General features: G+C 39.7%; 11 protein-coding genes. 7 read left to right on the top strand and 4 right to left on the bottom strand.

All coding sequences use genetic code 11. The annotated features are described in order from the left end of the window. Positions 1–11: 11 nt before the first annotated feature. A complete protein-coding gene (locus IM500_RS10600; RefSeq protein WP_190722319.1) occupies positions 12–665 on the bottom strand; it encodes a sulfotransferase family 2 domain-containing protein in 654 nt (217 codons plus the stop codon). A gap of 462 nt (positions 666–1,127) precedes the next feature. On the opposite strand from IM500_RS10600, the gene IM500_RS10595 reads away from it, so the two are divergent. From IM500_RS10595 to IM500_RS10575, 5 genes are all read left to right on the top strand, one after another. Further along, a complete protein-coding gene (locus tag IM500_RS10595; protein ID WP_287738334.1) occupies positions 1,128–3,197 on the top strand; it encodes an ABC transporter ATP-binding protein/permease in 2,070 nt (689 codons plus the stop codon). 61 nt (positions 3,198–3,258) lie between these two features. Beyond that, a complete protein-coding gene (locus tag IM500_RS10590; RefSeq protein ID WP_190722317.1) occupies positions 3,259–4,428 on the top strand; it encodes a DUF6014 family protein in 1,170 nt (389 codons plus the stop codon). A 428-nt stretch (positions 4,429–4,856) separates the two neighbouring features. Next, on the top strand, positions 4,857–6,869 hold the full coding sequence (locus IM500_RS10585; RefSeq protein ID WP_190722316.1) for a phospholipase effector Tle1 domain-containing protein: 2,013 nt from the start codon (positions 4,857–4,859) through the stop codon (positions 6,867–6,869). Between the two features lie 51 nt (positions 6,870–6,920). Then, positions 6,921–7,406 carry a hypothetical protein gene (locus tag IM500_RS10580; RefSeq protein ID WP_041804435.1) on the top strand — a complete coding sequence of 162 codons (486 nt, stop codon included), beginning with the start codon at positions 6,921–6,923 and terminating at the stop codon, positions 7,404–7,406. Between the two features lie 111 nt (positions 7,407–7,517). Continuing rightward, positions 7,518–9,179: a GUN4 domain-containing protein gene (locus IM500_RS10575; protein ID WP_287738332.1), complete on the top strand. Its 1,662-nt coding sequence runs from the start codon at positions 7,518–7,520 to the stop codon at positions 9,177–9,179. Between the two features lie 600 nt (positions 9,180–9,779). On the opposite strand, the gene IM500_RS10570 is transcribed toward IM500_RS10575, so the two are convergent. Continuing rightward, entirely contained in the window at positions 9,780–10,244 is a 465-nt protein-coding gene (locus IM500_RS10570; RefSeq protein WP_002799684.1) for a helix-turn-helix domain-containing protein, read from the bottom strand. Positions 10,245–10,462: 218 nt separating this feature from the next. Next, complete coding sequence (locus tag IM500_RS10565; protein WP_190722315.1) at positions 10,463–11,212, bottom strand: SIMPL domain-containing protein; 750 nt, start codon at positions 11,210–11,212, stop codon at positions 10,463–10,465. A gap of 573 nt (positions 11,213–11,785) precedes the next feature. Between IM500_RS10565 and IM500_RS10560 the strand changes: the two genes are divergently transcribed. Together IM500_RS10560 and IM500_RS10555 are read left to right on the top strand one after the other, a co-directional pair. Then, entirely contained in the window at positions 11,786–12,091 is a 306-nt protein-coding gene (locus tag IM500_RS10560; RefSeq protein WP_190722314.1) for a DUF433 domain-containing protein, read from the top strand. Between the two features lie 2 nt (positions 12,092–12,093). Beyond that, positions 12,094–12,444 (top strand): DUF5615 family PIN-like protein, encoded by a 351-nt coding sequence (locus IM500_RS10555; RefSeq protein ID WP_190722313.1) that lies wholly within the window; start codon positions 12,094–12,096, stop codon positions 12,442–12,444. A 491-nt stretch (positions 12,445–12,935) separates the two neighbouring features. On the opposite strand, the gene IM500_RS10550 is transcribed toward IM500_RS10555, so the two are convergent. Next, positions 12,936–13,385: DUF5615 family PIN-like protein (locus IM500_RS10550; protein WP_287738331.1), on the bottom strand; the 450-nt coding region annotated here is incomplete at its 5' end.

The raw sequence follows: 13,385 nt of genomic DNA, 5'->3' as shown, positions 1-13,385 counted from the left end.
AATCCAATATATCAAAATTTATAGCCAAATTTCTCTATATCTCTGCTAAAGGATTTTGCGATAATCTCAATAGTATCATCATCGTAATATTCACGGTAGTTGCCATGTTTTGAGGAATTAATATGAGGTAAAGTCGCATTTCTACCAAGTTTTTCACATAGGACACTGAAGTCGTTATTAAGATTTTCAAAACGGCAGATAAAATCTACTAAAATTTTCCCTTCATGATCTGTAATCCAATCCAACTGAGGCATAAACATTTTAGGGATGTCATAATACAAAGGAGCTTTATTCCCGTAGGTCAACTTAACCCACTCTTTAAATTTTATTGGTTTTGTCCTTAAATTTGTCTGATTGGTTTCAACACGATAATGAAAGTGAGAAATAACTTTGTCCCAAGGATTTCTAACACTTGTAAATTTATATACTCGCTCCCACCTTTGTTTGCCCATTTCGTCAATTTTTTCTAAAGCAGTTTTATGCTCAAAAGGTAAATTTAGAGATTTCTCAATACTTCTGCCACCTGTCTTATTAATATGAATAAAGACAACATTGCCAGAATAGCGTTGACGCAAAAGTTTAACTTGTTCACCGACATAATAGGGAATATATAGTATATCTGTAAACTCTATTTTCTGATTAGCAAAGGCTGGTATTACTGGCATGAGTTAGTCTGTTAAAGGCGACAGAAAGACAAAGTTGAGAAAAGCAAAAAAAGAAGCTAAGGCGAGCAAGTCAGACAAGCAGGTCATAGCCGTCCCTTGTGTCCTGACATCCTATCATAGGAAAGGAAATTTGTCATGGAAGAGAAAATAAAATTTGTCATGGTCAACGAAATTCGGTAATATGTGGTAGTCTGAGAAGCGCTCACTAGCTTTAGCTATCAAAACGATGGTTACTTGTAGTAAGATAACGAGGGTTAAAAAAGCAGTAGCAGGGGGGCTGAGAAAGCCATCGCTCTATGCTGACAGATAAAGCGACGGGAGTATGTTACCACAACTCAAACACAATAACCTTAAAATTGTCGGGGAGCTTTATATTTTCGCCAATTGCCTTCTACTCCGCCAATCCAACCAAAATCTAAAATCATTCCAGCAAAATGTCCACAACTCAAATATAAATGCTATATGTCCGCCAAAGTCCCTCAAGATCGATCGACGACTAATATTATCTCCGATGTCAGCAAATTTTGGCACAGTGTCAAGCTGATCGCTGCTCCCTATTGGTATCCTACTGAATCGGGGGGAAGGACTTTTGCCGATGTGATGAAAGCTTGGGCAATGCTCATCCTACTAATCGGGGCAATCCTAGGAGTTGTGGGATTAAATGCTTTCAATAGCTTTGTTAGTAATTACTTAGTTGATGTCATTCTTGAAAAAAATGATTTTGATAAATTTGTCAAAACTTTGGTAGTTTTCGCGGTTGGACTGCTCTTTGTCACCCTTTTAGTTGGCTTGCTTAAATTTCTCAGGAAAAGAATCGCCCTAGATTGGTATGCTTGGCTCAATGACTGGATTCTCAACAAATATTTGCATAATCGCGCCTATTACAGAATTAATTTTAAATCCGATATCGACAACCCAGATCAGCGTTTATCCCAGGAAATTGAGCCGATTACCAGTAAAGCTCTCTCCTTTTTTGCAGTTGCCCTGGAAAATGTCCTAGATATGATCACTTTTTTAGTGATTCTCTGGTCAATTTCTTCCTCTGTCGCCATTATCTTAGTCGTTTGGACAATTCTCGGTAACGTCATTGCTATCTATTTTAACCAAGCCTTAAATAAAATTACTCAAGAAGAATTAGAACTTAAGGCTAACTACAATTATGCTCTAACTCATATTCGTAATCATGCGGAGTCAATCGCTTTCTTTGAGGGAGAAAATCAGGAATTAAATATTATTCAGCGGCGATTTAATAAACTCTTAGACAGCGCTAAACGTAAAATTGATTGGGAGAGAGGCACAGAAATTTTTAGTCGGGGCTATCAGGCGGCAATTCAAGTATTTACTTTTGTCATTTTGGGTCCTTTGTATATCAATAGTGAGGGCATTAGTTTCGGACAGGTCGGGCAAGCCTGTTTAGCGGCTAATTTGTTTGCTACGGCGCTGGCGGAATTAATTAGTGAATTTGGCACTTCGGCACAATTTAGCAGTTATGTTGAACGTCTATCGCAATTTTCCCAAGCCTTAGAAGAAGTCATTAAACAACCAGAAAATTTAAGCACGATTACAACTATCGAAGAAACCCAATTTTCCTTTGAAGATGTCACCTTGCAAACCCCCGATTATGAACAGGTAATTGTCGAAAACCTCTCCCTTTCTGTTCAGCCTGGACAAGGTTTATTAATTGTCGGGCCGAGTGGTCGGGGTAAAAGTTCTTTGCTACGCGCTATCGCCGGTTTATGGAATGCAGGCACAGGCCGATTAGTGCGTCCCCCCCTAGAAGAAGTATTGTTTCTGCCCCAACGTCCCTATATAATTTTAGGAACCTTGCGAGAACAGTTACTTTATCCCAATCGCAATCAAGAAACCAATGAGATAAAATTGAGGGAAGTTTTACAAGCAGTCAATCTCCAAAATTTACTAAATCGAGTCAATAGCTTTGATACAGAAGAGCCTTGGGAAAACATTTTGTCCCTGGGAGAACAACAACGTTTGGCTTTTGCTAGGGTATTGATTACCCGTCCCAGTTTTACTATCCTCGATGAAGCCACAAGTGCTTTGGACTTAAACAATGAGGAAAATTTATATCGGCAATTGCAGAAAACTCACACAACTTTTATTAGTGTCGGACATCGGGAAAGTCTCTTTAACTATCATCAATGGGTTTTAGAACTCTCTAGTAATTCCCATTGGCAACTTCTTACAGTAGAGGAATATCGCCGACAAAAAGTGAAAGAAATTATTAATATTTCTGTCGATAATTCTCAAGATAGGCTCGAAGATTTACCGAATCAGGAAACCGAGGTCAATCCTAAAATCAATTCTGCCAAGGAACCACCCCCCGAATCGCCAACGACAACAATCTTAACAGAAGTCGAAGAGGGACTTTCCCATGCACAAATGAAGGAATTAAGCGACTATTCCCTTAGTAGCATCAGAAGCAAAGCCAGTCAGGGAAAATCAATTACGGGGAAAGATGGACTGACCTATCGCTATGACAAAGACCCTAAAATCTTAAAATGGCTAAGAGTTTAGCCGATGAGAGACGGGTCAAAAAACAACGTTAAACTATTACACCAACTTAGCTACCCAAAAAATGAATCAAACCCTGGTTAATCAACAACAGTTGTTCCAAGAAATCGTCCAAGATATCGAGCAAAATAAAATTGCAATCGCGGCGAAAAAACTCCGTCAACAGGAAGCAGATAGCTGTGAAGTTCCGGCTCAGTGGCTCTGGAAAACAGCAGCGGCTTTAGAAACCAACGACTGGAGCATTTTATCAGAAGATTTCATTAATCTGAATTTTATCGGTAAAAATGGTTATTTTCTGATGATTGCTCCCTATCGCATCAATCGTCAGGGAGAACGACAACTCACGTTGAGTGCAATTTACGGAAAAATTCACCAAAATAGTCAACCTTCTATCGAACAACTAGAAAGCTTGACTCGTGAAAAATTTGGCAGTCTAAGACAACCGATTCCCAGAAATTTATCCTTTACTGAAATTGCTAGTTGTGGCACGGTTAAAGGTGAAAAGGGGGAGGCTTTTATCGTTCCCCATAGGTGGACTTTTCCCAATAGTGTTCAAGGACCAGCTTTAAATAATGCCAGTGAGCAAAAACGACGCTTTTCCGGTTCTAGCTACGAATGTATCCGAAAAATTTTTGAGCCAGAAACGGCCGATTTGCTATTAAGACCCCTAGAGGATCAAATTAATGGTGAACGCTATCGCCATCTCGATACCCAATTCCATGAAGCGGGTCATGCTAGTGGGTTGGGATTTGACTTAAAACTCAAAAATAAACTGTTTCAAAACTATACCTATGCCGGAGTCGAGGAGTGGCGCTCAGATAGTTTAGGCTTTGAATTTGCCGATTGTGCTTTACCTGCCGAAGAAGCGGGAAAATTAGTCGCTGTTAATTTCTGCATTCGCTTTGGTTTAGATGCTCACCGTTTAGGGGGTTTAGAAAAAGATGTGGATGTCCACGCTAGTTTGATCAGTTTGGAATATCTCTTGCAAAATGATGCTATTTATCTCACAAAAAATGGTCAATTGTCCCTGCGTAATGTTAGTTATCCAGGCTTACTAAAAGCGGTGGAAATGCACCGAACAAAAGCCTTATCTCTAACGCGAAGGGAGTTAAATCTAAATAGTCCAACAGGTCTTTTTGCTCTGTATAAAGTAGAGATTCATCCCGCAACCCAATTAATTTTTCAGGGACTAATTGTAGAGCGCTGCCGCGGAATTTGGTCAGAGTTACAATAAGTACCTAGGGTTTGCTGTTAACCGGCCCAGGGAGGGATGTCAATCAGCCATGAGCATCCCTCCAAATCCTATTGATGGCGATAGGGATTGGGGTCAACTCCTCTGAGTTTCTCGCCACAGCAAGTGCCGGCTCTGGAATATTAGTCGTTGACTCCTAAGTAGCTGTTTGCAATTAAATAGAAGATAGGTTTTGCACTCGATCCCCCCTGCCCCCCTTAATAAGGGGGGTGCCGACAGGCGGGGGGATCTTAGAGTTTTTTACGCCCATCTACTTACACATTTATTTATATATATATCGCTAGATAACTAAAATGTGTTAAGCTAGGCGGTAGGATTCTGGGAAATCATGACAGATAAATCAATCTCTTATTAGTCAGAGTCCCTGAACCCCTGATTACCCCTTTCTCCCCCGGTCGATGACAAAACCAATGGCTGAACAACGCTCTGTACTAAAATTTAATGGCATCGATGATCATATTGATCTATCCCACGGATTTCTTGACATCGATCAGAGTATTACCATTACATTTTGGGCAAAAGGGGAAAATAATTTAGCTACAGAAACGACTCTTTTAGAAGCTGTTAATCGGGAAAATAACCGGGTTCTACATATTACCCTGCCTTGGGGCGATCCCGTGAAACCTGCGATTTTTTGGGATGCGGGTAATGAAGAAGGTTTCGATCGAATTGAAAAAAAAGTCAAGCTTAAGGATTATAGCGATTGGACTCATTGGGCCTTTGTCAAAAATGCGACCACAGGCCGAATGTTGATCTATCGCAATGGTATCATTTGGCATCGTGGCAACGGTCATAACCGTGCCTTAACGGGGATTGAAAAAATCATCTTGGGAGCCTCTGTTAATCTCTCTCATTATTGGCAAGGTTGTCTTGCAGAACTTTCTGTTTGGAATCAAGCGCGTAGCCAAGAAGAAATCCAAAAAGCGATGTATCAATCTCCCTTAGTTGATGACCTTGGCTTAGTTACTTATTTATCACTCAATGGCAGTGCCGAGGATCAAACAAGTTATAGCAATCATGGTATTCTTTATGGGACAACCTGGCAACTAGATAGTCTTCCCTCCAAACCGACCTCGATCCCTAAATCAAAAGTTCAGACTAGCAGTAAAGCTAGAAGGAGTGCGAAAAGGATAACAATGGTCAACGAAATTTTTAACTCCCTTGAAGAAGAAGAAGTGGTTGAACAGGATGCTCCAGCCGAACATCAAGAACCTTCCCTGGAAGAGAATCCAGAATCAATTATAATTGCCGCAGAAGCTGCTCTTGCCAGCAATGAAATGGAGGAGATTACTAAAACGGCAATTTCTCAACCAGATATCCTGACTTATTCAAACCAGAAAAAACGGTTAGTTATTTGTTGTGATGGTTCTTGGGAAGACTCTACCAGTTCTTACCCCACCAATGTGGTTAAATTTGCCGAATCTATTAAGTATATTGCCGAGGATCAAACCCCCCAAATCGTCTTTTTGTCAGGTTCTGGCACCCCCGAAGATAACGAATTTATTAAAAGTTTAGGCAATGAAACTTTTGGCTGGGGCCTTGATCGAATGATTCAAGATGCCTATCGTTTTCTTGTCCTTAACTACAATCCCAAAACCGAGGATGAAATTTATTTGTTAGGTTTTAGTCGAGGCGCATATATCGTTCGTTGTTTGGCTAGTTTTATCGATAAATGTGGAATCCTAAAACGCTCTAAGATTAAAGAAATTCCCCTGGCTTATCAACTCTATCGAGACCACACCGTTAGTTCTGATAGTGCCAAAGCTCAACAATTCCGTGCCGCTAATGCTAAAAAAATTGAGACAGAAAAGGAAGATTTTCAAGATCGTATTCCAGTCAAGATGTTAGGTTGTTGGGATACAGTTGGCAATTTTGGTATTCCTGATTTAACTCCTTGGTTTCCCCTGGCTAAGTTTTATCATAAAAAATATGAATTTAGTAATACAAAATTAAGTCCGATTATCCAGAATGCTTTTCATGCTGTTGCCATTGATGAAAAACGTAAAAACTTCCCTTCCACTCCGATCAAAGCCAATCCAGAAAATCCCGAACAAGTTGTCAAAGAAGTTTTATTTGTGGGTGAACATACCTGTCTAGGTGGTGGCAAAAAAGAATATCAAGGACTTTCCGATTACCCGTTACAATGGATGATTAATCAAGCCAAAAAATTGGGATTAGAGTTTGACTCAACCACCTCTGAATCTGAGGAATTCCAAATTAAACTAGACCCGACCATCAAGTTCGATAATACTGTTAAAGGATTGTCGTCCTTAGGAGGTGAGCAATGGCGATATTTCAATACAAAAGTTGTCACTGTTCATCACAGTGTGGTAAAACGATTAAAGGCTTTTTCAGATTATCGTCCCAAAAGTCTTGAACCTTTTCTTCAAGCTTTACTTGACGACGATCAACAGACAGATTAACCTTGCTTTAGAATTAAACTAATCCTTCGCTAGAAATTTGAGGTGATTTTTATGGAACTCGATAACATTATCAAAAAAGTGGCAGGTACTTATTTAGCTTCGGCTATTATTGCTGTCATCGTGCTAATTCTGACCCTCGGACAACCCTTTGTAGTTTTTCTGGGTATTGGAGCGATGGGGTTGGTTACTGTGCTAGGAGATGCGATTGCTCAGTACGGAATTGAAGCGGTTCTGAATGCTTTTTACACTGAGCGAAGTAAAAAAGAATCCCTGGAAACACTTTTGGCAGAAATTGATGCTTTACCTCTGACTGATGACCTGAAATTAAAAACCAAAAAACACTTGACTGACCATCAAGAACAGACAGTAAAGCAGCAAGAAACGGTAACTGAGCCAACTCCTGAAAGTCCTCAAACAGTTGTTATTGAAAATGAACCAGTTATTGAAAATGAACCAGTTATTGAAAATGAACCAGTTATTGAAAATGAACCAGTTATTGAAAATGAACCGGTTGTTGTTGAAGTTGAAAATGTTTAATTAGGTATTGCTCCCTCTTGCAATAGCTGGGGGCAGCGGATGATTATTGCTAAGTATTGAGGAATTTTTTGGTCTAAGATAGCTATGCTAAATAGGAACTCTCAACATCTGATGACCTATAAAAAAATTGCCATTTATGAGCAAAGCTATCAACTTCCTGTTTTTAAAAATAGATACTTAAAAAATTTTCAGAAAATCATCAAGGAACGTCGGAAATTAATTCAAGAAGGAGTTCGCTACCATTACTATTTTGGTAAGATTATTAAACGAAAAGAAAAAATTACTCAACAAGAAATCTTGATCGAGACTCAGTTATTAATTAAAGACTATAATTTATTAATTAATGGACTAGAAATCTATCAAGACGGATATTATCGTTTTTTACTCCAACTCAGTGACAATCTCAAAATTTTATTTTCCCAAAAATATCAAGAATTGAAAATCTTAGACTACGAGAGAATAAAGTTAGAAATTAAAAATAATAATAATCAAAATATTCTCAATCAACTCAAGCTGGAAAAACAGGAAAATTTTCGGGCAATTTTGCTACTGGGAAAAACATCTTTTTTGATGTTGAGAAAAACTAAATTACTAGGGGAAGGAGTTCAGAAATTAGCCGAGGATACTCAAAAGCAGAAAAAAATTGTGCAAGCAATTATTCAAGAACTCAAAATTTATGAGGAATTAAATCATTATCAACTCAAATCTCAACGAGTTCGCCAAGAAATTGCGGATCTTGCCCAAAATGCGATTAATTTTGAAAACTACTTACAGGACTATTTTGCTCCTTTTCAATTATTAATAGAAGAAGTGATTAAGGTGGATGAAGAATTTTATGCAACAGTTGGAGAAATTAAGTATTTGGTAGATAATATTTTTCCACCTCAGCCTGCTCTCTTAGAAACGTCAGATTCAGCCATAAATTCTGAGTTTTTGCTAAATTTTCTGGCGACTGGTTACGAGAAAGAAGCAAGGTTAAAAGAGGCTTTTTCCTCTGATCAATTTAATGATTACTTATTCAATGAAAGTGAATGGTCAGAACAATTTATTTCCCTAGAAAAAACCATCAATAAATTATCTCATCATTTAGCAGAACAAGAGGCTTGTCAAAAAGACACTATCCCCAAAACTCCCCTAGCAATAGTTGTCTCTCAATTCACTCAAAACAATCTTGACAAATCTTCTACTTCTAAAAATCCCCAGACTTCCCCAAATATCTTAACTCAAGAATCGGCTGATATTGATTATAATCAATTACAAGATTTGCTAAGAAAGCAACAGTGGCAAGCGGCCGATCGCCAAACAACCAAGCTACTATTGAAAATCTTGCGTAAGACCTACTGGAATGAGGTTTATCCTCAAGATATTGCTCAATTACCTTGTTCGGATCTGAAAAAAATTGATCAACTTTGGCTTCATTATAGTAATGGTCATTTCGGTTTTAGTATTCAGCAAGCCATTTTCTCTAGTCTCGGTGGTTTAGTGGATTATGAAACCCAAAAGAAACTTGGCGATCGCCTAGGTTGGCGGAAGGAAGGTCAATGGCTCAATTATGAGCAACTAAACTTTGAATTAGAGCCGAATTCTCCCCTCGGTCATTTACCCGTTCATTGGTTGATTTTTGAAGAAAATCTTTGTTACCCATCTGCGGAAGCTTCTGACAATCAAAACTCCCTGGCTTTCTGGAGAGTTGGCAATTGGTTATTGTGGCAACTTCACCTCGTTTTAAGCAAAATTCAAGCCTGTGGAATTATTCCTCTGTCTGACTTTTAAAGCGATTATAGCGTTTCCCAATCTCATGAGGTACACCAAAATCTTAACTCCTGAATCCCGAATCCTGAATCCTGAATCCTGAATCCTGACGACCGGCTACTGACTCCTCAAAACCTAAGACTCTGTACCTCACAACTATGGGAATTGCTATATCTAAGCTGTTGACTATCTAAATTACTCGTTAATTAACAGGGATCAGGGAGAGGCAGTTTGAGCATTGATACTAAAATTCCCAATACATACGCAGTTTAAATGCAGTACAGCTTATCATCCTAAATCCTGTTTTAAAAAGCAGATAACAATCAATCCTAAGTTAGCCAATGATAGTTAGTCAAGTTTTTAATTTCATTAGTCATTGTTTCTTCCATTGCTTCAATCGTTTCAAAATGCTCATTAACCAGGGGTTCATCTACTAGAGACCATAATCTCTCGGCTGGCTGTAATTCTGGGGAATAAGCAAAGTAGAAAATCGAGCATGATTCCCTCGGCAACTTAAAGTTTTTGACTTCTATCTGAGAATCGGGAAATTTATCTCTTAATTATTGGACTTTTACTGGTAAATTCTGCTTAAATTTTTCTGGTTTAACTGGGTCTCCCTTTTTATGTTTTGGTCTCGGTTTTTGACAAGAATATCTGCACTTTTTTTAAGTAATCCCATCCCCTTTGATTCCAAACTTTTTCTCGTCCCGTTTCCTTTTCTATCCATCTAGCCACCTTCGGACCTGTCCAGATTCCTCCATCGGCAGGACGTTTTTTCAGTTCTTCTTTTAATTTTTGCAATTGTTCTTCCTTCAATAAAGGTTCTTTTCCTCTCCGATGTTCCCCACTTTTTTTCTTGAGATTTTTAACTCCTTCTTCCCCTAACTCATTATATCTTTTGAGAATTCTAAAACTATATTGATAATCTAATCCTACAGCTACTGCAGCATTTTTGATTGTCCATCCTAACGATATTTTCCACAATAAGTGCCATCTTCTTGTTTCTACTGAGTCTTGACTTCTTCTGTATCTATCTTTCAGTTCCTCTGAACTTAGATGTTCGGCTAAGTAAGCTTTCTTGGGCATTTTATCTCATTGTTTTTATTTACCCTATTATAACAGGATTTAGGCTCAAACGGTAAGTCTGCCAAAGGAAGCGTCAAAAGCGCAAAATCTGCGAGATTAGTTTTGGAAACGCTAATCTCAGCGAAGCCGATTAGCTTAGTTCCTATCGCTCTCATCGTCAAGTCTAGCTCTAGCACAGAGGCTCCCCTGTCTGGAAGCAGTAAGGATTGTTTTGTAATTCACTCGATCCCAAACGTCACCGAAACGACCGCGGTAATATCTTTGTCGATCGAGGAGGTGTCGTAAATTCCCGAATCGCTCACGTCAGTGGAATTGCGCGAGGTGATCTGAAAAACTCCCGTTTTGGCATCGCGCACCCTTCCCACCCGACTGCCGGTACTACTGGCGATCGCCTCGGCTCTCGCTCTCGCATCCTTGGTCGCCGCAGCCACCATTTCCACCCGCAGCTTATCGAGTTGGGTGTAAAGGTATTGGGGGGGTTCAGAGACGAGGCTAATTCCCTCCTCGATCAATTCCGTTACCTGCCTAGAAAGTTCCGTGTAACGGGCCACATCCCCCGCTCGGATATCGAAGCGTTGGCTGAGGCGATAGGCGAGAATTTGCCCAGTTTCCTGGCCGTTAGCTGTTACTTCGGGAATCGCCATCGTCTCGATCGCGTTGGTGGTGATTGCGTCGTCAGGAACTTGTTTTTCTTTGAGATAAGCTCGTATCCGCTCGGTTTGTCGAATCAGATCGCGATAGGCTTCGCGGGCGGTGGGTTGTTGACTGGAAACCGATAAACGCCAGAGAATATAATCGGATGTAATCGCCTTTTTTGCCGAACCAGTCACGACAAAAACATCGCTGGCCCGTTTCACCGCTAAGAGGGAGCGCGCCGCTATCCAGGAACTCAAGACGAGAGCGATCGATAGCACCGACAAACCCGCGAATAGCTGCGGGAAACGTCGGAATATAGAACTGTCTTTCATCGTCACTCCTCCTCAAAATTCGACGTTTCTATCCTATGCTAGTAGCGAGCGAGTTGAAATTATTATTTACAAAAATAAATTTTTCTTGCGTCAGGTTGATGCGTTTTTACAGATCGACTATCTTGGCCATAAATCACCTAAAAAGAGGCTTTATGCCTCATTTTTGCAACACTCCCCAAGATATCTGAGATTGCGGTCGCTTTCGCTCAAAACTTGACTGGATAAGCTTTCCTCTGATTCTTCTCTATTTGAGGGACATTTTAAAACTGCGATCACGGAAATCTCCTTGAGAATAGCAATTCTAAATTTGCCCTGTAGCAAGGCTTTTGGGGGTTAGTTCGCATAATACGGGATAAAATTCAATGGGATTGCGAATTTCATTTCACGAGTCTTCAGGCTTTTGACGTGATAGTACATCCAAAGTTGCCCAAAAATCCCCCTTTAAAATGTTCTTTAAATCACTAAAAGACTTGCTGTGTCTAAAAATGATAATTGCTAAATTAAAAATGTTAGCTTTATTTTCAACCGTTATTGTGATATAATGAAAAGGCAAATTTATTAATAATTTTGATAATGACTACGACAACAATTGAAATTGGAACTTTAATTGATCGTTCTCCTGAAATTCGAGGAGGAAGACCAACAATTGCCGGGACAGCAGTTACAGTGCGTCGCCTTGTTTCTTGGTATAAATTAGGGCTGACTCCTGAAGAAATTTTAAACCGGATGGGACATCCCCATTTAGATTTAGCAAAAGTTTATGCTGCTTTAACTTACTATCATGCCAACAGGGAAGAAATTGAAACTGATTTAGCTCAGGAAGAAGCCGAGGTGAAACAATTTGAACAGGAGTGGCTTCAATCTAAGTTAAATAAATAGTCATGCTGACATTATATTTAGATGAAGACTCGATGGATCAAAGCCTTGTAGCAGCTTTAAGAGCTAGAGTAGTCGATGTGATAACGGCTACAGAAGCAGGGATGTTGGGGCGCTCCGATTCAGAACAATTAGACTATGCTACTGGTCAAGGACGGGTATTATACACTTTTAATCGAGGCGATTTTTACCGCCTACACACTCAGTATTTAACGGAAGGTAAATCTCATCGAGGAATCATACTCGCTCCTCAACAACGTTACTCAATTGGAGAACAATTAAGCCAAATTTTGGAATTAATTTCTGGGAAAACAAGTGAACAGATGGAGAATAATGTAGAATTTATTAAAGGGTAAGCCCTGCCCAATTTACAAATCTTAAAGCTTAAATCCTATTCGCCGCTCTTTTGCCATTTCTTGCGCTTTTTTTAAGCTCATAAAATCTCTGCTTATTTAGGGTTTGCTGAAAAAGTCTGTTGGTGGGGTTAGGAGTCGGTCGTCAGTAGCCGGTCGTTTCAGGCTTTGTTGCCCTCTTTTTTTGTACCAGTTTATGTACTAAAAGAAGGATAATGCCAGGTTTTTGAAGGTCTTAATCCTATATTCGCAGCATGAACATCGGATTTTAACAGGTCAAAAGCCTTATTTTAAAAGGGTTTTACCATTATTCAGCCAGCCCTATTTACACACACAGAAACGGCGTGAAAAATGCCGACTACAGATAAAGCCTCCAGAAGAGGAGTTCGTCCAACAGCCCTTGGTTTCGTGAAGATGATCTCCATTGTCAACCCACCACAGCATGACCCACTCTCTGTTGACGACGGGTTTGACTCCCAATATGCCCAAAGGAATCAAATTTTTGGCTTCAAATAAACAAGTCGGTTGGTCCAATGCTGCTTTTCTTGCAGTTCCCATAAGGCTAAAAGCGAACGGATCAAAAGACCGAAATTGCTAGGGGGAATAGACTGATAATCGATAAAAATAACGCCGCTATGACTTTTCCGAGCTTCCCCCCATTCCCACAAAAGCGGGGGAATAGTGTTCTGGTCGTAAGTTACTAGGGTTAATCCGGCTTCAGCCGCCGCTTTTAAGACGATTTCATCCGAATAACCCAAATATCTACCTTTTTGCCAAGTGATTAGGGGAAAAATCGAGATTTCTGGAAGTTTATAACTAATTTGTTCGGCAACCGTCGGAGAAATATGTTCATCCAATAACTGAACTTCCCCCATACATATATACCATAATAGCCCAAAACCCTTATCCATCAATGGATGTACCCCCTTAACTTTTCTTAATGT

The organism is Microcystis sp. M179S2, assembly GCF_020245805.1.
GTDB lineage: Bacteria > Cyanobacteriota > Cyanobacteriia > Cyanobacteriales > Microcystaceae > Microcystis > Microcystis aeruginosa.
Note: the sequence above shows the minus strand (reverse complement) of the source record. Positions and strands in the feature narration are given on the sequence as shown.

Bases quoted from the DNA above. Each gene is read 5' to 3' on its own strand.
- IM500_RS10600 (WP_190722319.1), bottom strand. From the start codon at position 665: ATGCCAGTAATACCAGCCTTTGCTAATCAGAAAATAGAGTTTACAGAT.
- IM500_RS10595 (WP_287738334.1), top strand. From the start codon at position 1,128: ATGTCCGCCAAAGTCCCTCAAGATCGATCGACGACTAATATTATCTCC.
- IM500_RS10590 (WP_190722317.1), top strand. From the start codon at position 3,259: ATGAATCAAACCCTGGTTAATCAACAACAGTTGTTCCAAGAAATCGTC.
- IM500_RS10585 (WP_190722316.1), top strand. From the start codon at position 4,857: ATGGCTGAACAACGCTCTGTACTAAAATTTAATGGCATCGATGATCAT.
- IM500_RS10580 (WP_041804435.1), top strand. From the start codon at position 6,921: ATGGAACTCGATAACATTATCAAAAAAGTGGCAGGTACTTATTTAGCT.
- IM500_RS10575 (WP_287738332.1), top strand. From the start codon at position 7,518: ATGACCTATAAAAAAATTGCCATTTATGAGCAAAGCTATCAACTTCCT.
- IM500_RS10570 (WP_002799684.1), bottom strand. From the start codon at position 10,244: ATGCCCAAGAAAGCTTACTTAGCCGAACATCTAAGTTCAGAGGAACTG.
- IM500_RS10565 (WP_190722315.1), bottom strand. From the start codon at position 11,212: ATGAAAGACAGTTCTATATTCCGACGTTTCCCGCAGCTATTCGCGGGT.
- IM500_RS10560 (WP_190722314.1), top strand. From the start codon at position 11,786: ATGACTACGACAACAATTGAAATTGGAACTTTAATTGATCGTTCTCCT.
- IM500_RS10555 (WP_190722313.1), top strand. From the start codon at position 12,094: ATGCTGACATTATATTTAGATGAAGACTCGATGGATCAAAGCCTTGTA.